Here is a 25,276-nt window from a genome sequence, read left to right as displayed (position 1 = left end):
GCAAAGCTCACTGCGCGACGGCGTCGGTCGCCGCCGGTGCTGCAACAGGCGCGACCTTGGCGCGCGTAACGTCGGGCTGGCTAACCAGCGCGACCTTGCTGAACCCCGCCGCCGAAATCTCGCCGACGACGCCGATGACGCTGCCGTAATCGAGCTTGCGGTCGGCGCGGACATAGACGCGCATATCCGCCCCCCGCGCCTCGCGGATCGCCGCCAGTTTCGCGGTCAGTGCGCCCGGCGCGAGCTTGAGGTCATCTATGAACACCCCGCCCTTGGCATCGAGCGACACCTGCACCGGCGTGTCATCGGCCTTGAGCGCGCCGGCCTTGCTGTCGGGCAGGTCGACGGGCACGCCGGCCACCAGCAGCGGCGCGGTGACCATGAAGATGATCAGCAGCACCAGCATGACATCGACCATCGGCGTCACGTTGATTTCGGCCATCGGCATCTTGCGGCCACGGCGGCCGCCGCCTGCGCCGCCCATCATGCTCATTATTTTTCGTCCATGCTGTCGAGCTGGCGCGACAGCAGGCCGTGGAATTCCTCGGCAAACGCCGACAGCCGCGCTTCGAGTTTCGCCAGCCCGTGCAGCAGCCGGTTGTAGCCGATGACTGCGGGGATGGCGGCAAACAGCCCGATGGCGGTGGCGAACAGCGCCTCGGCAATGCCCGGCGCCACTACCGCGAGCGTCGTGTTCTGAGACGCGGCGATTGAAGTGAAGCTGCGCATGATGCCCCACACAGTGCCGAAAAGCCCGACGAACGGTGCGACGGCGCCGATGGTGGCGAGCACGTTGAGGCGGTCACCGAGGTCGTCGATTTCGCGCGCAATCGCCACGCCCATGATCGAGGTCAGCCGGGCGCGTACGCCTTCGCGGTCGATGCGGCCCTTGGCCAGGCTGCGGCGCCATTCGTTGAGCCCGGCGACGAACAGTTTGGCTGACGGGTGCGTTGATTTGACCGCCGGCTCGTACATGCCGTCGAGCGATTCGGCCTTCCAGAACATCGCTTCGAAGCGCTTGGCCTCGTTGTTGATTTCGCGCAGCCGGCGCGACCGGTCGATGATGATCGCCCACGACCAGACGCTCGCGGCGAGCAGCCCGAGCATGACGACTTTGACGACAATGTCCGACTGCAGGAACAGCGCGAACGGCGAAAGATCGGTGGCGGCCTTGGCGGCGACGGAAAGCGGTGCTTGCATGTGGGTGTCCTAGCCGTTCGCGGCCGTTTGAGCCAGTAGCGCCTTGAAGCGGGCGTCCCAGTCGCGGGGCTGGCGTTGCGGCCGGCCATTGGCGCCGAGCCATGCCGCGGTCACCACGCCGCTGGTGAGCTTCGTCGACCCGCGCCAGATGTCCTGCGCGATCACCGTTGCGGCGGCGCGCACCTGCACGACGCGACTGTGGACGACGAGCGCATCGTCGAGCCGGGCCGGGGCGTGCCAGGTCATCGCCATGTCGTGGACGGCGTAATAGCCCTCGCCCGCCGCCATCACCGCCTGCTGCTCGATGCCGATGCAACGCAGCATGTCCGAGCGGCCGCGCTCCATGAAGCGCAGATAGTTGGCGTGATAGACGATGCCGGTGAGGTCGGTGTCTTCAAAATAGACGCGCACGGCGAAGCGGTGGACGCCGGCTTCGAAGCGGCCCTGATAGGGGAGGTCGGTCATTGGCGGGATTCTAGGCGCTGCGGGGGCGTGCGGCTAGGGCGCGGGGGATTCGGTTGGACGCGCGGGGGGAACCGGTGGGCGCGTCGCCTCCCTCGCCCCGTCGGGGAGAGGGCGAGAGACGCGCGGCAGCGCGGCCCGGGAAGAGGTGCCGTGGGGTGTATTTAGAAAGCAAGAAAGTAAGGGCGTCGTGGCAAAGCCACGCCGTCGGACGGGTTCGGCGGGATTTACCCGCCGCCCCGCCGGCCGGCTTGCGCCGAGTCTCGGCCCAAGTCGAAATTCGCGCGAAGTGCGCAAATTTCGCCTTGCGCCTTGCCGGCTTAAGCTTCCCGCTTCGGATCCCGCAGCTCGGCAATACGCGCTGACTTGCCCGAACGGCCACGCAGATAATACAGCTTGGCACGACGCACGACACCGCGGCGCACGACTTCGATCGACTCGATGTTCGGCGAATACAGCGGGAAGACGCGCTCGACGCCTTCACCGAAGCTGATCTTGCGGACGGTGAAGTTGCTGCCCATCGCCTTGTTCGAACGCGCGATGCACACGCCTTCGTAGTTCTGGACGCGCGAACGCTCGCCTTCGACGACCTTCACGCCGACGCGCAGCGTGTCACCGGCGCGGAACGTCGGGATCTTCTTGGCTTCGAGAAACTTCGCAATCTGCTCGGCTTCGATCTGTTGAATGAGATTCATCTCATTTTTCCTTCTTCTTGTGCGCACCAGAGGGCGACTGGACCCGAGCACCGAGATGGCGCTCCCACAGGTCCGGCCGCCGTAGCCGTGTGTCCGTTTCGGACTGCGCCAATCGCCAGGCGGCGATTTTCGCATGATCCCCCGATCGCAACACTTCGGGGATCAATAAGCCTTCCCATTCGGGAGGGCGGGTATAATGCGGATATTCGAGAAGGCCGCTTTCGAAGCTCTCGTCATGTCCGCTGGAAGCCGCGCCCATTACACCGGGAAGCAGCCGGACGCAAGCATCGAGCAGAACCAGCGCCGCCGGTTCGCCGCCCGACAGGATATAATCGCCGATGCTGACCGGTTCGATGAAGCTGCCGTCGGGCAACGGCGCGTCGAACAGCCGCTCGTCGAAACCTTCGAAGCGACCGCACAGGAGCGTCACCCCCGGCCCCGCCGCGAGGTCGCGCACTTGGCGCTGCGTCAGCGTTTTGCCGCGCGGGCTCATCGCCAGCACCGGCCCCGGCCCGCGCGCGCCGGCAACCGCTGCCGACAGCACATCGGCACGCAGCACCATGCCCGGCCCGCCGCCCGCCGGCGTGTCATCAACGGTGCGGTGCTTGTCAGTGGCGAAGTCGCGGATGTTGCGCGCGGCGAGCGACCAGACGCCGTCCTCCATCGCGCGGCCTGCAAGGCTGACGCCAAGCGGCCCGGGGAACATCTCGGGGTAGAGCGTCAGGACGGTGGCGGCCCAGGGTGCCGGACGGGTCACGGTCAGACGTCGATGAAATTCGGGTTGAGCGTGACCGGCGACCCCGGCGCGGCGCCGACTTCGGGCACAGCCTGCGGGTTGAACGGCACCATGAAGGTCTTGCCGTCAGCTTTGCGGATTTCGAGGATGTCGCCGGCGCCGAAGTTTTCAACAGCGATGACGCTGCCGACCTCGACGCCATCGGTCGATACCACCGCGCGGCCGATCAGGTCGGTGTGGTAAAATTCGCCCTCGGCCAGCGGCGGCAGCGCATCGCGCGGCACCGCAAGCGTCATGCCGCGCATCCCCTCGGCAGCGGTGCGGTTGGCGATTTCGGCAAAGCGCGCGATGGCGCCGGCCTTGTCGGGGCGCATCGATTTCAGCGTCAGCGTGCGCGCCTCGCTGCCACGCGTCGCCGCAAACGCCTTGTGGCGCTGCAGGCTCTCGAGACTTTCGGCAAACAGCTTCAACCGCACCTCGCCCTTGATGCCATGGGCACCCGCAATCGCGGCGAGGATGACGGTGTCGGTCATAGATCGAATGCCGCGCCACCCCGGTCAGGGCAGCGCGGCAATCAAGCTCAGGCCTGGGTTTCTTCGGCCGGGGTTTCTTCGGCCGGCGCTTCTTCAGCAGCTGCTTCAGCGGCAGGTGCTTCTTCAGCAACCGCTTCGGCAGCAACTTCTTCAGCGGCCACATCAGCGACTTCTTCGACAGCCGGTGCAGCAGCAGCTTCGGCAGCCGCAGCGGCAGCCGCGACAGCAGCTTCCGCCTTGGCGACTTCAGCAGCTTCAGCGGCTTCGATCGCTTCGGCAGCCTTCATCGCGGCGGCTTCGACGCGTTCCTTGGCCTTGTCGCCCGGCAGACCCTTGTTGGGGTTGTTCTTGGCAGCGCGGGTGCGCAGGCCGGCGGCATCGAGGAAACGGGCAACGCGGTCCGACGGCTGTGCGCCGACCGACAGCCAGTACGCCGCACGCTCGCCGTCGAGCTTGACGCGCTCGGCGTTGTCCTTCGGCAGCAGCGGGTTGTACGTGCCGATCTTTTCGAGGAACTTGCCGTCGCGCGCGTTGCGCGAATCCGACACCACGATGCGGTAGTAGGGACGCTTCTTCATGCCGCCACGGGCGAGGCGAATTGCAATGGCCATTTTCAGTCTTCCTTCGTTCTAAACAGTTGAAATTGCAGTTGGTTCGTAATCTTTTAAAGCCTCCGGCGGGCAGGCCTGAGGCCTGCACCCAATTGCTTGGTCGGTGCATCCCACAAGCGCGGTGCTTGTTTTTATGCCCGTCAATTCACGGGTGCAGGGACAAGTCCCTGCCCGCCGGAGGCTCTGTCGTTCGTAATTCCTATCGTTTCATCAGCTTGTCGAAACCCGGCGGGAGGCCGCCACCGCCGCCACCGAGCAGCCCGCCGAGCCCGCCACCGGGACCGCCAGCGCCGCCGCCCATCTTCCCGAGCATCGCCATCATGCCCTTCATGCCGCCCATCTTGCGCAGGCGCTTCATCGCAGTTTCCATTTCCTGATGCATTTTCATCAGCTTGTTGACTTCCTGCACCGTGGTGCCGGCGCCCTTGGCAATACGGATCTTGCGCTTGGCGTTGATCAGGTCGGGCTTGGCGCGTTCCTTGGGCGTCATCGAGCAGATGACGGCTTCCATGCGGCCAAGCGTCTTGTCGTCGGGGCCGCCGTTCGCCATCGCTGCCTTGGCCTTGGCCATGCCGGGGATCATGCCGGCCAGCGCGCCGAGGCCGCCCATCTTCTGCATCTGACTGAGCTGCGAGCGCAGGTCGTTCATGTCGAACTGGCCCTTGGCGAGCCGTGCGGCCATTTTCTCCGAAGCTTCGGCCTCGAAGGTTTCGGCGGCGCGTTCGACCAGCCCGACAACGTCGCCCATGCCGAGGATGCGACCGGCAACGCGCGACGGCGAGAATTCCTCGAGCGCGTCGAGCTTTTCACCGGTGCCGGCGAACTTGATCGGCTTGCCGGTCACCGAGCGCATGCTGAGTGCGGCACCACCGCGGGCATCGCCGTCCATGCGGGTCAGCACGACGCCGGTCAGTTCAACCTGGCCCGAGAACGACGACGCGACATTGACCGCGTCCTGGCCGGTCAGGCTGTCGACGACCAGCAGGATTTCATCCGGCGCACCGACACCGGCGACAGCGCGCATTTCGTCCATCAGCGCGGTATCGACATGCAGGCGACCGGCGGTGTCGAGCAGCAGCACGTCGAAGCCCTGCAGCTTCGCCGCCGACTTGGCGCGCTGGGCGATTTCAACCGGGCCCTGGCCGGCGATAATCGGCAGCGTCGCCACCGAAATCTGCTCACCGAGCACACGTAGCTGTTCCTGGGCGGCCGGACGCGCGACGTCGAGCGACGCCATCAGCACCTTCTTGCCGAATTTCTCGTTGAGGCGCTTGGCGATCTTCGCGGTGGTGGTGGTTTTACCCGATCCCTGCAGACCGACCATCATGATGACGGCGGGCGGCGTGACATCAACATTGAGCGGCGCGCTATCGCCGCCGAGCATATCGACCAGCGCATCGTTGACGATCTTGACGACCATCTGCCCCGGCGTGATGGAGCGGATGACATCGGCGCCGATCGCATCGGCGGTGACCTGGTCGATGAAGGTCTTGACGACGGGCAGCGCCACATCGGCTTCGAGCAGCGCAATCCGCACCTCGCGCATCGCCGCGCGCACGTCGAGCTCGGTCAGCGCACCGCGCCCCCGAAGCTTGTCGAACACGCCGCCAAGGCGGTCGGAAAGGCTTTCAAACATCGTCTACATTGCTCCAAACGAACTTGCGCCGGCGTGCGAGTCTTCGCAGGCCGGCGTACGTCCGTGGACGTTGAATATCGGTCACACCTTGCGGCGGGATGCGCGGCTGTTACGGCAAAGCCGGTTTGCGGTCAAGCAAAGTGCGCTTTTTCCTGCGCTCGGCATGGCTGACTTGGCGCATCCACTATGCTAGCTTCGCGCCACACGGCCCTGATGGAGTTTGATGCCATGTTGCACCGCTTCGCCCGAATCGCCCTGATCGCGGCCATTGCCGCGGTTCCTGCCTACGCCTCGGGCGGCGGCGGTGGTGGCGGCTTCAGCAGCATGCCGAGCGACTCCACGCCGCAATATGACCCCGCAGTCGAATATGCCAAGGGCAGCGAGGCGCTCAAGGCCGGCGACTACAAGGCCGCCGACAAGGCGTTCAAGAAGGTACTCGCCGTCACCCCCAAGGACGCCAACGCACTTTATATGTCGGGGCTCGCCAAGGCCGGCGACGGCGACCTGAAGGGCGCCGCCAAGGCGTATGAAAAGGCGCTCAAGATCAATCCGGCGATGCTGGCGACGCGGCGCGACTATGCGGTGACGCTGTTCAAGATTGGTGACGCCGACAAGGGCGCCGCCGAACTCGCGACACTCAAGAGCCAGGCCGCGACCTGCGGCGATGCCTGCCCGCAGGCTGCCGACCTCAAATCCGCTGTCGCAGCGGTCGAAGCCGCGCAAACCGCCGGCAAGACCGCGGCACTGGCGCCGCCGCCGAGTCTGTTGTTTGCCGATGCGGCGGCCGGTGATGGCGCCTATCTCCACGCCGTCAGCCTGATCAACGAACACCGCTACGGTGAGGCACTGGTCGCGCTCGATGCCGCCAAGGCGGCGTTCGGCCCGCACCCCGATGTGCTGACCTATATCGGCTTCACCTACCGCAAGCTCGGCCAGTATGACCGCGCCGAAAGCTATTACCGCCAGGCGCTGGCGATTGCCCCGACGCACCGCGGCGCCACGGAGTATTACGGCGAGCTCAAGGCTGAACGCGGCGACATCGCCGGTGCGCGTGCCATGCTCGCCGCACTTGAGGCGCAATGCAGCTTCGGCTGCATCGAGGCCGAAGATTTGCGCCGCTGGATCGACGCCAAGGGCGTGTGAGCATCGCGCGCAGGTCGATCGCCGCGCTGGCGCTGCTGCTTGCGGTCGCCGCCGCCCCCGCCGATGTGCCGTTGCGCGCGCTGCGCTGGCTAGCGCCGGGCACCGACCGCATCGCCGCGCTGACCACGCAACCGACCGAATGTCTGTCACCCGCTGCCATCGGTGACGCTTCAGTCGAAATCGGGCGCGCCGCATTCCGCTCGCCGCTGCTGCTCGGCGGGCAGGCGTCACGCGCCGGCTTGAGCTGCAACGCCTGCCACCGCCAGGGCCGCGGCAATCCCGATTTCGCCTTCCCAGGCCTGTCGGGCGCGCCGGGCACCGCCGACGTCACCTCGTCGCTGTTCAGTTCGCACCGCGGCGATGGCATCGCCAATCCGGTGCCGATCCCCGACCTCAGCGCCGCGACGCACAAAATCAGCCGCGACCCCGCATCGCCGGCACTCGCCGACTTCATCAACGGGCTGGTGGTAGATGAATTCGATGGCGCGCCGCCCCCGCCAGTGGTGCGCGCCGGACTGGCCGCCTATGTCCGCGCACTGTCGCCATCCGCCTGCCCGACGCGTGCAGTGGAACCGTTGACGCTCGCCACCACGCTCGCCGATGCCGACCGCGCGGTCGTCGCCGCGCAGGCCGCGCTAACCAGCAACGACCGCGACACTGCCGCCGTGTTGCTGCTCGCCGCGCGGTCACAGCTTGGGCTGGTCAATGAACGTTATGCCGGTGCCGCATTGGCGAACGACCGCGCGCTGTTAAGGCGCGCCGATGCCGACCTCGCGACGGCGCTGAGCGCAGTGCGGCGCGGCGACACCGCCCAACTAGACAGCTGGCGTGCCGCCCTGCCGGGCTGGCGCGCCACGCTCGCCGCGCACGAAAACCAGTCGCTGTACAACCCTGCGCAAATGGCGCGGACGCTGGGTCCGGCTTAGACGTTCGCCCCAGCCTTAGCCGTTCGCTAGAGCGCGGTCGCGGAGCGTCTTGTATTCCGCGTCGCTTATCGAACCGGCCTTCTTCAACGCGTCGAGCTTGGTCAGTTCATCGGCGACGCTGTAGCCGACAACCTGGCGCAGTTCCTCCCGGGCCTTGTTGGCGCGTTCGACGTTGCGTGCACCCATGCCGTGGCCGTGGAAAATCAGGTACGCGAACACGCCGATATAGGGTGCAACGCCGAAGAAGATGATCCACAGCACCTTCTTGAAGCCCGAAATGTCGTCATGGCGGAACAGGTCGGCAATGACGGTGATCATCAGCCAGAACCATGTCACCAGCATGAAGATGATGAACGCGTCGCGCAGGAATTCGCTGAGACTCATGGTAGTTACCCCTCAATATGGCGCCCCGCGCCGAACTTGGCCACGATGCACCGGTGCCTTGCCAAGGTCAACAACGGGGAAGATTGAAGGGCCTCCGGCGGGCAGGCCTGAGGCTCTTTACCCTGCCAAAGCCCTTGCAAACTCACCCGCATCGAACGGTCGCAAGTCGCCCATGCCTTCGCCGACGCCCACCGCATGGATCGGCAGCTTGAACTTTTCGGCGGCTGCGACGAGGACGCCGCCGCGCGCGGTGCCGTCGAGTTTGGTCATCACCAGTCCGGTGACGCCGGCGACTTCCTGGAAGACTTCGATCTGGTTGAGCGCGTTCTGGCCGGTGGTGGCGTCGAGCACCAGCACGACGTCGTGCGGCGCGGCGGGCATGGCCTTTTTGAGCACGCGCTTGATCTTCGCGAGCTCGTCCATCAGTCCCGACTTGTTCTGCAGCCGGCCGGCGGTGTCGATGATCAGCACATCGACGCCTTCGGCGCGCGCGCGTTCGAGTGCAGTGAAGGCGAGCCCCGCCGCATCGGCGCCCTGTTCGCCCGACACGACCTTGGCGCCGGCGCGTTCGCCCCAGATTTTGAGCTGCGCGATGGCGGCAGCGCGGAAGGTGTCACCCGCCGCCAGCATGACGCGGTAGTCCTGTTCGATAAACAGGTGCGCGAGCTTGGCGATGGTGGTGGTCTTGCCCGAGCCGTTGACGCCGACGACGAGGATGACCTGCGGCCGCGGAAAGGCGATGACTTCAAGCGGCTTGGCGACCTGGCCGAGCACGCTGCCGATTTCTGCGGCGACAGTGTCGCGCACGCCGGCGAGGTCGATGTCGCGGTCGAACTTCTCGTCGCGCAGGCGGGCCGTGACGCGCGCCGCCATCGCCGGGCCGAGGTCGGAGGCGATCAGCGCTTCCTCGATATCGTCGAGCATCGCGTCGTCGAGCTTGGCGCGCACGAACAGCCCGGCGAGATTGTCGCCGAGCTTGTCGGTCGAGCGCGACAGCCCCGCCTTGAGTTTCGCCAGCCAGCCGGTCTTTTCGGTCATGCGCACTCCAACAGGTCACCGGCGACGTGGCGCGCGGTTACATCGACGATTGCGCCACGCGGGTGCGAACGGTCAAGTCGGACGCGCGCGAAGCTTTCGGCATGGCCAGTCAGCCCGCCGGCTTCGACCAGCACGCGCTGTGGCTTGCCGACTTGTTCGCCCAGCCAGTCGCGTTGGCGTTCCGCGCCAAGCGCGCGCAATCGTGCGGTGCGGTCGCGGCGGACGCTTACCGGCAGTTGCGGCATGCGCGCGGCGGGTGTGCCGTCGCGTTCGGAATAGGCAAAGACGTGCAGCCGCGTCAGCCCACAATCATCGACCAGCGCCAGAGTGTTTTCAAACGCCGCGTCGGTTTCGGTCGGGAAGCCGGCGATCAGGTCGGCGCCGAACACCATTTCGGGGCGGCGGGCGCGGAGTGACTGGCAGAACTCGACCGCCTGCGCGCGGGCATGGCGGCGCTTCATGCGCTTCAAAATCAGGTCGTCGCCCGATTGCAGCGACAGGTGCAGCTGCGGCATGACCCGCGCGTCGGTCGCCAGCACATCGAACAGCGCAGCATCGACTTCGATGCTGTCGATCGACGAAAGCCGCAGACGCGGCAGGTCGGGGACATGCTGCAAGATGCGCTGCACCAGCAGGCCGAGTGTCGGCGCGCCGGGCAGGTCGGGACCGTAGGAGGTCAGGTCAACGCCGGTAAGGACGATTTCGTTGACGCCCTGCCCGACCAGCACCTTGATGCGCTCGATTACCGCACCGGCGGGCACTGACCGCGACACCCCGCGAGCCAACGGTATCACGCAGAAGGTGCAGCGATGGTCGCAACCGTTCTGCACCGCGACGAAGCCGCGCGTATGGCTGACGCTGTCGGATACCGCTAGCGGCGCGTCGCGCACGGCGAAAATGTCGCCGACGCGGGCGCGGTCATTGGCGCCCGCCAGATCGTAGCGCGCCGCGTCGAGCTTCTCGCGGTTGCCGAGCACCATCGCCACGCCGGGCAGCGCCGCGAACCCCGCCGGGTCGAGCTGCGCCGCGCAGCCGGTGACGATGATGTTGGCATCGGGCCGTTCGCGGTGTGCGCGCCGCACCGCCTGGCGCGCCTGGCGCACCGCTTCGGCGGTCACTGCGCAGCTGTTGACGACGATGCTGCCGGCCGGTGCAGCAGCGTGTGCGGTCGCGGCCTCGGCGATATTGAGGCGGCAGCCGAAATTGATGATTTCAGCCGGCTTCATGCAAAGGCGTCGAGGTCGACTTCGCCGCTGAATGACGTCGCCGCCGGGCCGGTCATGGCGATCTGGCCGTCGGCGCGCCATTCGATGACCAGCCGGCCGCCGGGCAGATCGACATTGACCTTGCGCTCGGTGAGCCCGCGCCGCATCGCCGCAACTGCAGTCGCGCACGCACCGGTGCCGCAAGCGCGCGTCAACCCGACACCGCGCTCCCAGACGCGCAGCCGGATGTGGTCGCGCGCCACGACCTGCGCGACATTGACGTTGATGCGCACGGGAAACAGCGCGTCATGTTCGATCACCGGCCCGAGCGTATCCAACGGCACCGCATCGACATCGGGCACGAAGAAGATGACGTGTGGGTTGCCAACATTGACCGCAATCGGCCGTTCGAGTTCGTCCCAGCCGACCGGCATATCGTGCGTGTCCATCGCATAGGCGAGCGGGATTTCGTCCCAGCCTAAGCGCGGCGGCGGATAAAGGATGGTCGCGGCGGCATCACTCGCAGCCGCATCGAGAATGCCCGCGGCGCTGTCGATCGTTGCCGTCGCGCCGAGGAGCGTCGCCACGCAGCGTGATGCATTGCCGCAAGCTTCAACCTCGCCGCCATCGGCATTATAGATGCGCATGAACGCGTCCGCCTTGTCGGACGCCTCGATGACGATCAACTGGTCGCAGCCGATGCCGGTATGCCGGTCGGCCAGCCCGCGCACTTGCGCGCTGGTCAGCGCCAGCGGGGTTTCGCGCGCATCGAACACGACAAAGTCGTTGCCCAGTCCGTGCATCTTGAGAAAGTGCCGCATCATGGCTGCGCATCTAGGAGCGAGCGCGGCAATTGTCCAACCGTCGCGTTTGCCGCGCGACGTTCGTCGGCACCCGCACGTCGTTCGTCGAAACCGCCATTGACGCGCTTGCGTGCACGCCAGCGCCTGCCTACCGTCGCGCCAACCAGAATTCAGGGAGTTCTTTTATGCTCAACCGTCGCGACGTTCTGAACACTGCAGCCATTGCCGGCTTTGCCGCGATGCTGCCCGCCTGGGCCGCCAAGGCAGCCGCCACCGGCAATGCCCAGCTTGCCGCCGTGTTGCAGTCGATTGCCGAACAGATGCTGGTCGCCTCGCCCGAAACCGCGACGACGATCGGCCTCGACACCGGCAAGCTCGCCGCACTCGCCGGCAAGGTCAGCGACCTGTCGCCGGCGGCCGCCGCCAAGAATCTCGCTGACCTCAAGGCGTTCAAGGCGCAAATGAAGGCGCTCGATACCAAGGGCTTCAGCGGCGCCGACACCGCGCAATATGAAATGACGATGTTCGCGCTCGACCTCGGCATCGAAGGCGGCGACCGCTTCCATTATGGCTACACCGGCACCAGCGGCGGCATCCCCTATGTCGTCAGCCAGCAGAACGGCGCCTATCAGAACATGCCCGAGTTCCTGTCGACGTATCAGCGCGTCGAAACCAAGGGCGACATCGACAGCTACCTGTCGCGCATGGAAGGCTTCGCCACCCAGCTCGATCAGGAAACCGCGCGCATCCAAGCCGATGCCGGCAAGGGCGTCATCCTGCCCGACTTCCTGATGTCGAACGCGCTCGGCCAGATGGCGGGCTTCCGCGCCACGCCGGCCGCCAGCCAGCGCATGGTCACCGCCCTCGCCGCGCACGCCGCGAAAATCAGCGGTGCCGCCGACCCGAGCGCGCAGGCCGCCAGCATCACCACCGGCAAGATCTATCCGGCGCTCGATCGGCAGATTGCCGCACTTAAGGCAATCCAGCCCAAGGCCAACAGCGATGCCGGCATGTGGAAGCTGCCCGACGGCGAGGCCTATTACGAATGGCTGCTCAAGGGCAGCACGACGACGACGCTGTCGGCCGACGAAATCCACAAGACCGGCCTACGCCAGACCGCCGAATTGCAGGCCGGCATGGACAAGGTGCTGCGCGCGCAGGGCCTGACGCAGGGCAGCGTCGGTGACCGGCTGTCGGCAATGACCGCCGACCCCAAGTTCCTGTTTTCGAACGACGACAAGGGCCGCGCCGAAATCATCAAGTTCATCCAGGCGCGCATCGATGACGTGCGCCCGAAAATGCCGATGCTGTCGAACCTCAAGCTCAACGCCAATGTCACCGTCAAGCGCGTGCCCGAAGATATTCAGGACGGCGCCGGCCTCGGCTACATGAATTTCGCCTCGCTCGACGGTAAGCGCCCGGCAATCTACTACGTGAACCTCAAGGACACCGGCTATTGGCCGAGCTACACGCTGGCGTCGCTGACCGCTCACGAAGCGATCCCCGGCCACGCCTGGCAGGGCGCGTTCATCGCCGAAAACCAGGACAAGCTGCCGCTGATCAGCTCGCTGCTCGGCTTTAACGCCTTTGTCGAAGGCTGGGCGCTCTACGCCGAGCAGCTCGTCAGCGAAATCGGCATGTATAAGGACCAGCCGTTCTGGCAGGTCGGCTTCCTGCAGGCGCTCAACTTCCGCGCCGTGCGCCTCGTCGTCGATACCGGCATGCACGCCAAAAAATGGACGCGCCAGCAAGCCATCGATTACATGGTCGCCAACACCGGTCGCGCCCGCGGCGCCGTCACCAGCGAAATCGATCGCTATTGCGCCTCGCCCGGCCAGGCTTGCGGCTACAAGATCGGCCATAACGAAATCGTCCGGCTGCGCGCCAAGGCACAAGCCGCGATGGGCCCGAAGTTCACGCTGCAAAGCTTCAACGACGCCGTGGTATCGACCGGCGGCGTGCCGCTCGAAGTGCTGGCCAAGGTCATCGACCGCTACATCGCCGGCGCGTGACGTCATGAAGGGCTTATCGTTGCGATATCGCAATGATAAGCCCTGACGAAAGAGCCTCCGGCGGGCAGGCCTCAGGCCTGCACCATAGGTTTGGGTGGGTGCTGTCTGACGCGACATCGCGTTCTGTGGAACCGCGGCAAATTATTGGTGCAGGCCTGAGGCCTGCCCGCCGGAGGCTCTTCAACTTAACAGCCCTTACACCCGTAAAGACTGACCACATTCCCCTCGCCAGCGCACCCGTCTCGCCAGCAAATTCGCAGCCTTTTTTGCCAAGGCTGTTTCCCCCATGCTGCAGTTGCGTTAAGGCCATCGCAAATTCGATTCATGCGAGGAGACGCCCGTGACCGCCATAGGACAGGACAGCCTGAAAACCCGCCGCCAGTTGACGGTCGCCGGCAAGAATTACAGCTATTACAGTCTGGCGGCTGCGGCGGAGAAGCTGGGCGAAATCAGCCGGCTGCCGTTTTCAATGAAGGTGCTGTTCGAGAACCTGCTGCGTTTCGAAGACGGCACGACGGTCAAGACCGACGACCTCAAGGCGCTTGTGCAATGGGCGAAGGACAAGAAGTCCGAGCACGAGATCAACTATCGTCCGGCCCGCGTGCTGATGCAGGATTTCACCGGCGTGCCGTGTGTTGTCGATCTGGCGGCGATGCGCGATGCGATGACGAAGCTGGGCGGCGACCCGGCGAAGATCAACCCGCAGATCCCCGTCGATCTGGTCATCGACCACAGCGTCATGGTCGACGAGTTCGGCACGCCGCAGGCGTTCACCGACAACATGGATCTGGAGTACGCGCGAAACATCGAACGCTATGAATTCCTGCGCTGGGGCACCACCGCGTTGAAGGGCTTCCGCGTCGTGCCGCCGGGCACCGGCATCTGCCACCAGGTCAACCTCGAGTATCTGGCGCAGACGATCTGGACCAGCGAAGACGCCAGCGGCGCCATCGTTGCTTATCCTGACACGCTCGTCGGCACCGACAGCCACACGACGATGGTCAACGGCATGGGCGTGCTCGGCTGGGGCGTGGGCGGTATCGAGGCCGAAGCCGCGATGCTCGGCCAGCCCGCGACGATGATCATCCCCGAAGTCGTCGGCTTCAAGCTGTCGGGCGCGATGGCCGAAGGCATCACCGCCACCGACCTCGTGCTCACCGTCACCCAGATGCTGCGCAAGAAGGGCGTCGTCGGGCGCTTCGTCGAATTTTACGGCCCCGGCCTCGATGCGCTCAGCCTCGCCGACCGCGCCACCATCGCCAACATGGCGCCTGAGTATGGCGCGACCTGCGGCTTCTTCCCCGTCGATGCCGCCACCATCGAATATCTCAAGCTCACCGGCCGCGATGACGACCGCGTCGCGCTGGTCGAAGCCTATTGCAAGGCGCAGGGCATGTGGCGCGATGCCAGCACCCCCGATCCGGTGTTCACCGACACGCTCGACCTCGACCTCGGCTCGGTGCTGCCGTCGCTCGCCGGCCCGCGCCGCCCGCAGGACAAGGTGCTGCTCGCCGACGCCGCTGCGGCGTTCGAAGCCGAGCTCACCGGCGGCTACAAGCAGACCGCGGCGACCGACCTGCGCGCGCCGGTCGCGGGTGCCGACTACAACCTCGGCAACGGCGATGTCGTCATTGCCGCGATCACCAGCTGCACCAACACCTCGAACCCCGCCGTGCTGATCGCCGCCGGCCTGGTGGCGCGCAAGGCGCACGCGCTCGGGCTGACGCGCAAGCCCTGGGTCAAGACCAGCCTGGCACCGGGCTCGAAGGTCGTCACCGACTATTTCGAAAAGTCGGGCCTGCAGGCCGACCTCGATGCCGTCGGCTTCAACCTCGTCGGCTATGGCTGCACGACCTGCATCGGCAACTCGGGCCCGCTGCCCGGGCCGATTTCGGAAACCATCAACACCAACGACCTCGTCGCGGTGTCGGTGCTGTCGGGCAACCGCAACTTCGAAGGCCGCGTGTCGCCCGACGTGCGCGCCAACTATCTCGCCTCGCCGCCGCTGGTCGTGGCGTACGCCATCGCCGGCACGATGCGCACCAACATCGCCACCGCACCGCTGGCGCAGACGCCCGACGGCCGCGACGTCTACCTCAAGGACATCTGGCCGACGAACAAGGAAGTCGCCGACCTGATGCTGTCGAGCGTCACCGCCGGCATGTTCCGCGGCCGCTACGCCAACGTCTTCGAAGGCGATGCGCACTGGCAGGCGATCCGCGTTTCGGGCGGCGCCACCTACAAGTGGAACCCGGTGTCGACCTATGTTCAGAACCCGCCGTACTTCGAAGGCATGACGATGACCGCGTCGGGCGTGAACGACATTCGCGGCGCCCGGCCGCTTGCCATCTTCGGCGACTCGATCACGACCGACCACATCTCACCCGCCGGCAACATCAAGGTCGCCTCGCCCGCCGGCACTTACCTCGCCGAGCGCCAGGTCGCGACCGCCGAGTTCAACAGCTACGGCGCCCGCCGCGGCAACCATGAAGTGATGATGCGCGGCACCTTCGCCAACATCCGCATCAAGAACGAAATGGTCCCCGGCGTCGAAGGCGGCGTGACCAAGTACATCCCGACCGGCGAACAGCTGGCGATCTTCGATGCGGCCGAAAAGTACCGCGAAGACGGCACCGCGCTGGTGGTCATCGCTGGCAAGGAATATGGCACCGGCAGTTCGCGCGACTGGGCGGCGAAGGGCACGACCTTGCTCGGCGTCAAGGCCGTCATCGCCGAAAGCTTCGAGCGCATCCACCGTTCGAACCTCGTCGGCATGGGCGTGCTGCCGCTGCAGTTCGCTGAAGGCACCGACCGCAAGACCATCGGTCTCGACGGCACCGAGACGTTTGACATCACCGGCATGGCGGATCTGAAGCCGCGTCAAACTGTCACAGTCAACTTCACCCGCGCCGACGGCACGACCGGCAGTTTCGAAACGCGCTGCCGCATCGATACCGAAACCGAGCTCGATTACTTCTACGCGGGCGGTATTTTGCCCTACGTGCTGCGCAAACTCGCAGCCTGACCGGTCAGGGCGTCGCCGGCAACGGCGGCGCCCGCCCCTGTGGCGCTGCATTGCGGCAAAGCAGTGCTTGCAAACGCAAGAAATTGTGGCAAATTCCCTGTTAACCGCGCCTCGGCGGTGGCTCAATTCAGGGGAATTAGCATGAAGTCCAAGCTTCTCGTCGCTGCTGCCGTTGGCGCAGTGCTTGCCGCATCGCCTGCATCGGCGCTCAAGATCAATCTCATCGATACCGGCGGCGTCACCGGATCGCCCGCCGAAGCCGGTTTCAAGCTCGCGGCGCAGTATTGGGAAAGCGTGCTGACCAACGACGCCATCGTCAATTTCAACGTCGGCTTCGCACCGCTCGGGCCGGGCATCCTTGGAGGTACCAGCAGCAGCCTGTTCACCTATGTCCCCGTCGATGATTATAAGTTCCTGCTCGCCGTCACTGGCAACAGCGCGCTTGATGCGCAGGCAGTCGCTGGCCTGGCACCGACCAGCAGCACTGGCAGCCTGACGGTGACTGTGCCCGAATACTTCAACGTCTCGACGCTCGAAGGCGTGGCCGCGTCGGGGTCGCGCATCGCGCCCGATAACACCGCGATCAGCGCGACGCTGGCGTTGTCGACGGCCAACGTAAAGGCGCTGGTCGGCGGCTTCGACACCGTCATCGACGCCGACATCACCTTTTCGAGCACCTTCGCGTTCGACTTCAATCCGCGCAACGGCATCACCGCCGGCAAATATGACTTTGTCGGCGTCGCGGTGCACGAAATGGGCCATGCGCTCGGCTTCCTGAGCGGTGCGCAGGACTTCGACTACAGCGTCGGCGGCGGCTATCCGGTCGATGACTTCTGGTGGGGCTACGGCCTCGACATGTTCCGCTACAGCGCGCCCGGCGTGCTCGACTGGACGTTCGGCACCGATAGCTATTTCTCGCTCGACGGTGGCCAGACGGTCTTCAACGGCGGCTATTGGTCGACGGGCGCCATCAACGGCGATGGCTGGCAGGCGTCGCACTGGAAGGCCCCGGGCACCTGCTCGAACTTCCTCGGCATCATGAACCCCTATATCTGCAACGGGCTGACCGACTCCGTCTCGGGGCTCGATCTCGCCGCGCTCGATGCCATCGGCTGGAACACCAATGTCGATGTCCTCAGCGACCCGGACTATTCGTTCTCGACCGCCGACATGGCATTCGCCTCGACGCATGTGCCCGAACCGGCGGCCTGGGCGATGATGATCACCGGCTTCGGCATGATTGGTGGCGCGCTCCGTCGCCGCCGCACCGGCTTCGCCACGGCTTAAGCGCCAAGGCATTTGCCACATTCGGGCGGGCCGGAATCCAGGCGGATTCCGGCCCGCCTTGCATTTGAATCGCTGATTTTGCGACGGTCGGAATATTGGCATTGCCGCTGCAACGAATCAGACGAATCTCCTGCTTTCGACGTGATTCGCGGGACCGCAAATGGGCTTGTTTGCCATTTTGCCATCGATAATCCGCGAAAAAATCGCATTTTGCGCTGCATTTTTTGTCTATCAATTTCAATATCTTAATTCCGAGCACAGCTCAAAAGTGTAATATTTTTTGACAAACGCAACAGGCGCGTCACGCAAAATGCGACAAAATGACCAAAGCTTGCCGCAGCATGAACATTTCTGTTGCCAAGTGCTCCGAAAGAGCATTTCTTCCCCCCAGGCCGCATTCGTGCGGGCTATCAAACAAGGGGAACAAACGTGAAAACCAAATATCTGCTTGCAGGCGCATTGGGCGCCCTGTTGGCCTCGTCCGCCGCGCATGCGCTGGATGCCAAGCCGTACTTCATCGACAAGAGCTATTGGGGTCCGACCATTCGTCCGGCGACCGACGTGTCGCTCGACATGAACGGCCTGACTGCGCCGATCATCAACAGCGCCAGCCCGGTCTTCATCCAGTGGGAAGGCATCAGCCAGTATGATGGCGCCCGCTTCGCGCGCAACTTCATCCCGCCGGACACCATCGGTGCGGTCGGCATGACGCAGTATTTCGAAGCTACCAACGGTGCGTACGCCATTTACAACAAGTCGACCGGCGCTCTGCAGTCGATGGTCAGCGACGTTGCCTGGTGGGCTTCGGTCGGCAAGACCGGTGCCAACGGTGACACGCGCGTGATGTACAACGCCGACGCCAAGCGCTGGATTGTCATGTCGTTTGCGGCCAGCGTCGCCAACCTGCAAATCGCGATTTCGGATACCGATGACGCGATGGGCGGCTGGAAGACGACGCAGTTCACCGGCTTCGCCGGCGGCACCGCCGACTATCCGACGCTCGCGCTCGACAAGAACGCGGTCTACATCGGCACCAACAACTTCAACGCAAGCGGTAACTTCCGCGGCACGACGCTCAATGTCATCCCGATCGACAGCCTGTTCAATAACAGCACGCCGACCGTGACGAACATGAAGCAGTTCACCACGGCCTATCCGGCGACGACGATCGACAAGGGCTTTGCACAGCAGGGCGTCAACAGCAGCAGCGCCGGTTCGACCGGTCACGTTGTTGCCGCGTCGCTGTTCTGGGAAGACAATGTCGCCTTCGACGTCAATGGCCTGACCTCGAGCGATGCCACCGGCGCAACCGTGCCGGCTGGTGATGCGACCTACCTCAACATGGATCCGTTCGTGTTCGCCGGTAATGCGCGTCAGCCCAACCCGCTGCCGGCACCGATCGGTTCGATCTATGCCCGCACCGTCACCACCGGTGACGAGCGCATCAGCAGCAGCGCCTATGAAGTCGGCGGTCGCATCTACATGGTCAACACCGTCAACTCGGACGGCGACGGCCTTGATTATGCGCAGGTCCGCTACACGATCATCGATGCCAACACCAAGGCAATCATTGATCAGGGCAACATCGGTGATGCCACCCATGATTATTGGGAAGGCGCCATCGCCGTCAACGCGCTCGGCCAGGTGGTCATCACCTACAACCGTTCGGGTTCGGAAACCACCGACGCCAACGGCGACGGTCTGGCCGACGGCAACATCAGCGTGATGGCACAGGTCTTCAAGACCAGCGCTGCCGGCAAGCTGGTCAAGGTTGGTTCGGAAATGCTGCTCAAGGTCAGCCCGACCAGCACCTACCACAACGGCAGCGTCGACGGCGCACCGCCGGCCGGTCGCCAGCGCTGGGGTGACTATGCGCAGGTCAGCGTCGATCCGGGTACCAACCACGGCTTCTACCTGATCGGCGAATTTGCCCGTGAACCCAACAACGCCGCCAACGGCCACCCCGGCGGCACCGGCGGTACGCGCTGGGGCACGTGGATCGCCGGCCTGAACGTTGGTTCGGTCCCCGAACCGGCGAGCTGGGCGATGATGATCACCGGCTTCGGCTTCATCGGTGGCGCGATGCGCCGCCAGCGCAAGTCGGTCGCCACGGCGTAAGCCAAAGCGCCAGCCAGTTCCGGCTGGTCTGACACAGGGGGGCGGTGCATTCGCGTGCGCCGCCCCTTTTGTGTTAGTCTGCGTCGCACACGCGCCGAAGGGACATAGATATGGCAAGGTTCAACGTCGCACGAACTTCGATGTTGGTGGTGCTGGGAGGATTGACCGTCATGGCCTGCGCCGCAGCACACCCGTACGGCCCGGCCTTGACCGGCGAATGGGGCGGCCGCGGCATCAATCTGACGCTCACCGCCGACGGCGGCACCATCGACTATGACTGCGCGCAGGGCACGCTTTCGGGCGCGGTCCATCCGAACGACAATGGTGAATTCACCGCCACAGGCACGCACGAGGCCTTTACGCCGGGCCCGCAAAATGCCGACGCCAAGCCCGCCAAGGTCGGCGCGCAATATGTCGGCAGCGTCAGCGGCAGCACGATGATCCTGCAGGTCCAGCCCGCCGGCGCTGACCGCATGACCAGCTACACGCTGACCCAGGGCCGCCGGGCCAAGTTAATCCGCTGCATGTAGTAAGTTCACGGTCTTGCATTGAAGTTGTAAATGTAGTCGACTATCGGCGGGGTCGATTTTGCAGGATGAACGAAATGAAAGCTGGATTCCCCATCGCCGCATTGCTCGTCGGCGCGGTTGTTGCACAGCCCGCGCAGGCCGTGATCATCAAGCTCACCAACACCGGCGGCGTCACCGCCGGCAGCCAGGCTGAAACCGGGTTCAAAGCCGCCGCGGCGTTCTGGGAACAAGCCCTGACCAACAACGTCACTGTGGAGCTCAATGTTGGTTACAGCGCACTCGGCGCCGGCATCATCGGTTCGACCGGCAGCCGCCAGCTTTCGACCACCGCAACCTCGATCCAGACGCAGCTGCTCGCCAACAAGACCTCGGCGCTCGATACGCTGGCGACGTCGCACATGCCGACGCTGACCAATGGCGCGCTCAAGGTCATCACATCGGGCTACAAGACACCCGCGACCAAGTCCGGCGTCAACACCGCGTCGAAGGTCTATGACACCGATACCAGCGCCAACAACAAGAACATCGTCGCCACCAGCGCCAATCTGAAGGCGCTCGGCTACGCAGTCGCGGCCGGTGCCGATGCGTCGATCACCTTCAGCTCGGCATTCGCGTTCGATTTCAACCCCGATGACGGCATCACAGCCGGCCAGATGGACTTCATCGGCGTCGCTATCCACGAAATCGGCCATGCGCTCGGCTTTATCAGCGGCGTCGACACCTACGACTATTATGGCGGCCCCAGCGGCCCGAGCCGGTCGAGCAACACCAACCTCAACAACTATGCCGTGGGCACGGTGCTCGACATGTTCCGCTACAGCACCGACCCGACGAACCTCGTCGTCGGCACCGCGCCGGTGCTCGACTGGTCGGTCAAGACCGCCAGCTACTTCTCGGTCGATGGCGGCGTCACCGCATATGGTAGCGGCCTGTTCTCGACCGGCGCCTATAACGGCGACGGCCGCCAGGCGTCGCATTGGAAGGATGCGGCATCCGGCGCGACGCAGCTCGGCATCATGGACCCGACGGCGGCCTATGGGCAGCGCGGCATCGTCACCGCGCTCGACCTCGCAGCGTTCGATGCCATTGGCTGGAACACCTCGGTCAACGTCGTCAACAACGCCAGCTACACCTATCTCAGCACCACGAACGCGGTGTACCGCGCGGCAATCGCCAACGTTCCCGAACCGGCAAGCTGGGCGATGATGATCACCGGCTTCGGCATGGTGGGCGGCGCACTGCGTCGCCGCCGGGTGGCGGTCGCCTAAGACGAAAGCGCCTCCGGCGGGCAGGGAAGCGTCCCTGCCCGCCGGAGGCCCTTCACTCATTCCCAGTCGACAACCGCCCAGTCGCGCGCCTGCGCCAGCGCCCGCAGCGCGCGGTTCGGGTTCGCCGCGACCGGCTCGTCAGCCAATTCGAACATCGGCGCGTCCGACGGGTGGTCCGAATAGAAGCGCATCGGCGCACCGGTGAGCGCATGCGCAGCCAGCCAGTCCTCGACCATCGCGCGCTTGGCGGCGGCGTAGCAGTTTTCGCCGTCGATTTGCGGTAGCAGCGCACCGCCGGCGATAACCGCGCGCGTGCCGATGACATCGTCAATGCCGAGCGCCGCGCCGATGGCGCCGGCGTAGAAGCGGTAGGATGCCGTCGCGATGACGATGCGCCGGCCTTCGGCGCGGTCTGCGGCGATTTGCGCCAGCGCGCCGGCGCGGACGTTGGTCGCGACCTGATGCGTGGCAAACGCTGCCGCTTCGGCCGCCACTGTCGCCACATCGGCGCGCCCCATCAACAGTGCATGGTTGATCGTCTTTAGCCGCGCGCGGTTAATCAGCTTAAGCACGTAGAGCAGCCCTGCCACTGCGCTCATCGGCACCAGCAGCAACCGCCACGGCGCCTGTTGCCGCGCCCAGAACAGCAGCCACGCGGCGTAGGTGGCGCGGTGGGTGATGGTCTTGTCGAGGTCATAGACGGCGAGGTGCTGCATGCGTGCAACCTTGATGATGGTGGGCGGTTAACGCAAGTTGAGGCTTTACGCCGTGCAGGATGTAGGCCACGGGAGACTCATGTCGCAAGCCGCTCAACTCGACGAAACCAGCACCGACCACGACCGTCGACTGGCGATTTCGGGCCGGCTGACGATCAAGCATATCAGCGGCGTCGTGCCGGCATTCCAGGCGCTGCAGCCCGACCAGCGGCCGTTGACCATCGATCTTGGCGGCATTGTGCGCATCGACACTGCGGGCGCCTGGCTGGTGCACCGGCTGTTGCGCGACTGGCAGGCGTCGGGGGTGGCGGCGACGCTTGAAAATGCCTCGCCGGCGGCGACGCTGCTGATTAACGAGGTCGCCGAAAACGACACCAGTTGCGAAATCCGCCCGGCGATGCCCAACCGGCTGCTGCACCGCCTAGACCTGATCGGGGGTTCGCTCATCAATGCCGTGCACACGCTCGGCAACTTTATGGCCTTCGTCGGGATGACGTTGACGGTGGCAGCGCAGACGGTGTTCGAGCGCCGGCCGTTGCGCTGGAACGCCGTCGTCCACCAGATGGAAGTCGTCGGGCTCAACGCGCTCGGCATCATCGGGCTGCTGCTGTTTCTTGTCGGCATCGTCGTCGCACAGCAGGGGGCAGTGCAGCTACGCCAGTTCGGTGCCGACATCTTCGTCGTCAACTTGATCGGCCGGTCGACGATGCGCGAAATGGGCGTGCTGCTGACGGCAATCATGGTCGCCGGACGATCAGGCAGCGCCTTTGCCGCGCAGATCGGCTCGATGAAGCTGGGGCAGGAGATCGATGCCATGCGCTCGATCGGCATGTCACCGACCGAAGTGCTGGTGCTGCCGCGCGTCATCGCGATGTCGCTGATGATGGTGCTGCTGTCGTTCTACGGCTCGATCATGGCCATCATCGGCGGCGGGCTGTATGTCTGGGTCGCCATGGGCATCCCGCCGGCGTCGTTCGCAACGCGTTTGCAGGAAGTCGTGCCGATCCATGACGTCTATATCGGGCTGATCAAGGCGCCGGTGTTCGGCATCGCCATCGCCATCACCGGCTGCTTCCAGGGCATGCAGGTCAGCGACAATGCCGAATCGGTCGGCAACCGCACGACGCAGGCAGTCGTGGAATCGATTTTCCTCGTCATTGTGCTCGACGCCTTCTTTGCCGTGTTCTTCACCGCGATTGATTTCGGATGAGTAGCCAGCGCAAACCCGCCGGCGACACGGTGATCAGCGTCACCGGGCTGACCAACACATTCGGCGAACAGCACGTCCACGAAAACCTCGACCTCGAGGTCAAGCGCGGCGAAATCCTCGGTGTTGTCGGCGGCTCGGGCACCGGCAAGTCGGTGTTGATGCGCTCGATCATCGGGTTACAGCCGTTCAGCGCCGGGCACATTGAAGTGCTCGGTCACAACACCGCCGGTCTCGACGAAGCTGCCGCAAAGGACCTTCGGCGCAAGTGGGGCGTTCTGTTCCAGGACGGGGCGTTATTTTCGACGCTGACCGTCGCGGAGAACATTCAGGTGCCGATGCGCGAGTTCTTCAACCTGCCACCGGCGCTGATGAACGAGATTTCGGGCTATAAAGTCGCGATGGTCGGTCTGCCGATCGACGCTGCACCGAAGTACCCGTCGCAACTGTCGGGCGGCATGCGCAAGCGCGCCGGCCTCGCGCGGGCGCTGTCGCTCGACCCAGAGCTGCTGTTCCTTGATGAACCTACCGCCGGGCTAGACCCGATTTCGGCGGCGAATTTCGACACGCTCATCAAGACGTTGCGCGACACGCTCGGGCTGACGGTCTTTCTGATTACACATGACCTCGATACACTCTATGCCATCTGCGACAGGGTGGCGGTGCTCGGTGACCAGAAGGTGCTCAAGGTCGGTACCATCGACGAACTGCTCGAATTTGATCATCCTTGGGTTCAGGCTTATTTCAAAGGGCCGCGTGGGCGCGCGGCGCATAAGGGGCAAGATTAGTGGAAACGCGCAGCAGCTATGTTCTGGTCGGGGCCGTCGCTTTGGCGCTGACCGTCGCGCTGTTCGCGTTCGTGCTGTGGATCGCGCGCTATTCGGGTGACGACAAGAAGGTCTATGACATCCTGTTCCGACAGTCGGTGAGTGGACTTGCGGTTGGCAGCGCAGTGGCGTTTAACGGGGTGCCGGTCGGGCAGATCAAGACCATTGCGCTCGTCCCCAACCAACCCGAAGTCGTGCGCGTCCGCGTCGAACTAGGTGCCGATGTACCGATCCTGGAGGGCGTGACAGCCGGCATTGAAGCGATCGGCTTCACCGGCGTTAGCCAGATTCAGTTGACCGGCGCGATGCGCGGCGAAAAGCCGATTGCTGAAATTGGTCCGTTCGGCGCGCCTCTCATCCCGACCCGCCCCGGCGCGCTTGGCCAGTTGCTCGCCAATGCGCCGCAGCTGCTCAACCGGGTTTCCGAACTGACCCAGCACCTCAACGAAGTGCTCAGTCCCGAAAACCAGAAGTCGCTGCAGGGCATCCTGCGTAACACCGACCGGCTAAGCGGCTCCCTCGCCGATCGCGGCCCCGAGATCGCGGCGTCGATCGCCGAACTGCGCAAGACGCTGGCGGCAGCGACACAGGCTGCAGCGGCCGTAGAAAAGCTGTCGAACAGCGCCAATGTGGTGATGAGTGAGGACGCGCGGCCACTAATCACCGACCTGCGCAAGACCGTGGTCAGCGCCAACGTCACGCTCAGCAAGCTCGATGCCGTGCTCGATGCAGCGCAACCCGGTGTCGACCAGCTGTCGAACCAGATCGCCCCCGATGCCAATGCGCTGCTGCGCGAAATGCGCGAGGTGACGTCGCAGCTCGGTGCGGTGGCCGCCAAGCTCGACGAAGATCCCGCCGGCGCGCTGATCGGTGGCCGCCGCCTCCCCGACTATGACCCGGCAAAGGCCAAGTAA

The 25,276-nt window shown here is 64.9% G+C and carries 21 protein-coding genes and 5 pseudogenes; 13 read left to right on the top strand and 13 right to left on the bottom strand.

From position 1 onward, the window contains the following. Positions 1 to 7: 7 nt before the first annotated feature. From EUV02_RS13795 to ffh, 8 genes are all read right to left on the bottom strand, one after another. Positions 8 to 493 carry an ExbD/TolR family protein gene (locus tag EUV02_RS13795; protein WP_166430633.1) on the bottom strand — a complete coding sequence of 162 codons (486 nt, stop codon included), beginning with the start codon at positions 491 to 493 and terminating at the stop codon, positions 8 to 10. Next, on the bottom strand, positions 493 to 1,200 hold the full coding sequence (gene tolQ, locus EUV02_RS13790) for a protein TolQ (protein ID WP_135246861.1): 708 nt from the start codon (positions 1,198 to 1,200) through the stop codon (positions 493 to 495). Before tolQ ends, EUV02_RS13795 begins: the two co-directional genes overlap by 1 nt. 9 nt (positions 1,201 to 1,209) lie before the next feature. Next, positions 1,210 to 1,665, bottom strand: a complete 456-nt coding sequence (locus EUV02_RS13785; protein WP_135246860.1) for a YbgC/FadM family acyl-CoA thioesterase — start codon at positions 1,663 to 1,665, stop codon at positions 1,210 to 1,212. 317 nt (positions 1,666 to 1,982) lie between these two features. Continuing rightward, entirely contained in the window at positions 1,983 to 2,357 is a 375-nt protein-coding gene (gene rplS / locus EUV02_RS13780) for a 50S ribosomal protein L19 (protein WP_135246859.1), read from the bottom strand. Position 2,358: 1 nt separating this feature from the next. Further along, positions 2,359 to 3,114 (bottom strand): tRNA (guanosine(37)-N1)-methyltransferase TrmD, encoded by a 756-nt coding sequence (gene trmD / locus EUV02_RS13775; protein WP_279379523.1) that lies wholly within the window; start codon positions 3,112 to 3,114, stop codon positions 2,359 to 2,361. 2 nt (positions 3,115 to 3,116) lie between these two features. After that, complete coding sequence (rimM, locus tag EUV02_RS13770; protein WP_135246858.1) at positions 3,117 to 3,626, bottom strand: ribosome maturation factor RimM; 510 nt, start codon at positions 3,624 to 3,626, stop codon at positions 3,117 to 3,119. Positions 3,627 to 3,673: 47 nt separating this feature from the next. Further along, positions 3,674 to 4,237 carry a 30S ribosomal protein S16 gene (rpsP, locus tag EUV02_RS13765; RefSeq protein ID WP_135246857.1) on the bottom strand — a complete coding sequence of 188 codons (564 nt, stop codon included), beginning with the start codon at positions 4,235 to 4,237 and terminating at the stop codon, positions 3,674 to 3,676. Positions 4,238 to 4,436: 199 nt separating this feature from the next. Then, positions 4,437 to 5,873 (bottom strand): signal recognition particle protein, encoded by a 1,437-nt coding sequence (gene ffh / locus EUV02_RS13760; protein ID WP_135246856.1) that lies wholly within the window; start codon positions 5,871 to 5,873, stop codon positions 4,437 to 4,439. A 228-nt stretch (positions 5,874 to 6,101) separates the two neighbouring features. Between ffh and EUV02_RS13755 the strand changes: the two genes are divergently transcribed. Beyond that, positions 6,102 to 7,016: a tetratricopeptide repeat protein gene (locus EUV02_RS13755; RefSeq protein WP_166430632.1), complete on the top strand. Its 915-nt coding sequence runs from the start codon at positions 6,102 to 6,104 to the stop codon at positions 7,014 to 7,016. Continuing rightward, entirely contained in the window at positions 7,013 to 7,942 is a 930-nt protein-coding gene (locus EUV02_RS13750) for a hypothetical protein (protein WP_135246854.1), read from the top strand. The genes EUV02_RS13755 and EUV02_RS13750 overlap by 4 nt, the downstream gene beginning before the upstream one ends. Positions 7,943 to 7,957: 15 nt before the next feature. Here EUV02_RS13750 and EUV02_RS13745 read toward each other — a convergent pair whose 3' ends face one another. The 4 genes from EUV02_RS13745 to dapF form a co-directional block, all read right to left on the bottom strand. Beyond that, positions 7,958 to 8,326, bottom strand: a complete 369-nt coding sequence (locus tag EUV02_RS13745) for an SHOCT domain-containing protein (protein WP_135246853.1) — start codon at positions 8,324 to 8,326, stop codon at positions 7,958 to 7,960. 117 nt (positions 8,327 to 8,443) lie between these two features. Continuing rightward, positions 8,444 to 9,364, bottom strand: a complete 921-nt coding sequence (gene ftsY / locus EUV02_RS13740) for a signal recognition particle-docking protein FtsY (protein ID WP_135246852.1) — start codon at positions 9,362 to 9,364, stop codon at positions 8,444 to 8,446. Further along, the gene (mtaB, locus tag EUV02_RS13735; RefSeq protein WP_135246851.1) at positions 9,361 to 10,590 is read right to left on the bottom strand and encodes a tRNA (N(6)-L-threonylcarbamoyladenosine(37)-C(2))-methylthiotransferase MtaB; all 1,230 of its coding nucleotides are present in this window, start codon (positions 10,588 to 10,590) and stop codon (positions 9,361 to 9,363) included. Before mtaB ends, ftsY begins: the two co-directional genes overlap by 4 nt. Continuing rightward, on the bottom strand, positions 10,587 to 11,393 hold the full coding sequence (gene dapF / locus EUV02_RS13730; protein WP_135246850.1) for a diaminopimelate epimerase: 807 nt from the start codon (positions 11,391 to 11,393) through the stop codon (positions 10,587 to 10,589). Before dapF ends, mtaB begins: the two co-directional genes overlap by 4 nt. Positions 11,394 to 11,557: 164 nt before the next feature. Here dapF and EUV02_RS13725 point away from each other — a divergent pair, with 164 nt between their 5' ends. From EUV02_RS13725 to EUV02_RS16125, 8 genes and pseudogenes are all read left to right on the top strand, one after another. Then, positions 11,558 to 13,384, top strand: coding sequence for a DUF885 domain-containing protein (locus EUV02_RS13725; protein WP_135246849.1), 1,827 nt, complete (start codon positions 11,558 to 11,560; stop codon positions 13,382 to 13,384). Positions 13,385 to 13,724: 340 nt separating this feature from the next. After that, positions 13,725 to 16,409 carry an aconitate hydratase AcnA gene (acnA, locus tag EUV02_RS13720; protein WP_135246848.1) on the top strand — a complete coding sequence of 895 codons (2,685 nt, stop codon included), beginning with the start codon at positions 13,725 to 13,727 and terminating at the stop codon, positions 16,407 to 16,409. A gap of 141 nt (positions 16,410 to 16,550) precedes the next feature. Next, a pseudogene (locus tag EUV02_RS13715) lies at positions 16,551 to 17,516 on the top strand (NF038122 family metalloprotease); the annotation flags it as partial. A gap of 84 nt (positions 17,517 to 17,600) precedes the next feature. Next, positions 17,601 to 17,696 (top strand): annotated as a pseudogene (locus EUV02_RS16135) (PEPxxWA-CTERM sorting domain-containing protein); the annotation flags it as partial. Positions 17,697 to 19,709: 2,013 nt separating this feature from the next. Beyond that, positions 19,710 to 19,814: pseudogene (locus EUV02_RS16130) on the top strand (PEPxxWA-CTERM sorting domain-containing protein); the annotation flags it as partial. Between the two features lie 110 nt (positions 19,815 to 19,924). Further along, positions 19,925 to 20,344 (top strand): hypothetical protein, encoded by a 420-nt coding sequence (locus EUV02_RS13705; RefSeq protein WP_135246846.1) that lies wholly within the window; start codon positions 19,925 to 19,927, stop codon positions 20,342 to 20,344. A gap of 65 nt (positions 20,345 to 20,409) precedes the next feature. After that, positions 20,410 to 21,429, top strand: a pseudogene (locus EUV02_RS13700) (NF038122 family metalloprotease); the annotation flags it as partial. An 87-nt stretch (positions 21,430 to 21,516) separates the two neighbouring features. Continuing rightward, positions 21,517 to 21,612: pseudogene (locus tag EUV02_RS16125) on the top strand (PEPxxWA-CTERM sorting domain-containing protein); the annotation flags it as partial. 56 nt (positions 21,613 to 21,668) lie between these two features. Here EUV02_RS16125 and EUV02_RS13695 read toward each other — a convergent pair. Then, entirely contained in the window at positions 21,669 to 22,328 is a 660-nt protein-coding gene (locus tag EUV02_RS13695; protein ID WP_135246844.1) for an HAD family hydrolase, read from the bottom strand. A 79-nt stretch (positions 22,329 to 22,407) separates the two neighbouring features. Between EUV02_RS13695 and EUV02_RS13690 the strand changes: the two genes are divergently transcribed. The 3 genes from EUV02_RS13690 to EUV02_RS13680 are packed head-to-tail and all read left to right on the top strand — an operon-like array spanning position 22,408 to position 25,276. Next, positions 22,408 to 23,538 (top strand): ABC transporter permease, encoded by a 1,131-nt coding sequence (locus EUV02_RS13690; RefSeq protein ID WP_135246843.1) that lies wholly within the window; start codon positions 22,408 to 22,410, stop codon positions 23,536 to 23,538. After that, positions 23,535 to 24,323: an ABC transporter ATP-binding protein gene (locus EUV02_RS13685; protein WP_135246842.1), complete on the top strand. Its 789-nt coding sequence runs from the start codon at positions 23,535 to 23,537 to the stop codon at positions 24,321 to 24,323. Before EUV02_RS13690 ends, EUV02_RS13685 begins: the two co-directional genes overlap by 4 nt. Beyond that, positions 24,323 to 25,276, top strand: a complete 954-nt coding sequence (locus EUV02_RS13680; RefSeq protein ID WP_135246841.1) for an MlaD family protein — start codon at positions 24,323 to 24,325, stop codon at positions 25,274 to 25,276. Before EUV02_RS13685 ends, EUV02_RS13680 begins: the two co-directional genes overlap by 1 nt.

Origin of the sequence: Glacieibacterium arshaanense (genome assembly GCF_004681125.1) — a bacterium.
In the GTDB taxonomy this organism is placed as follows: Bacteria; Pseudomonadota; Alphaproteobacteria; order Sphingomonadales; family Sphingomonadaceae; genus Polymorphobacter_A; species Polymorphobacter_A arshaanense.
Note: the sequence above shows the minus strand (reverse complement) of the source record. Positions and strands in the feature narration are given on the sequence as shown.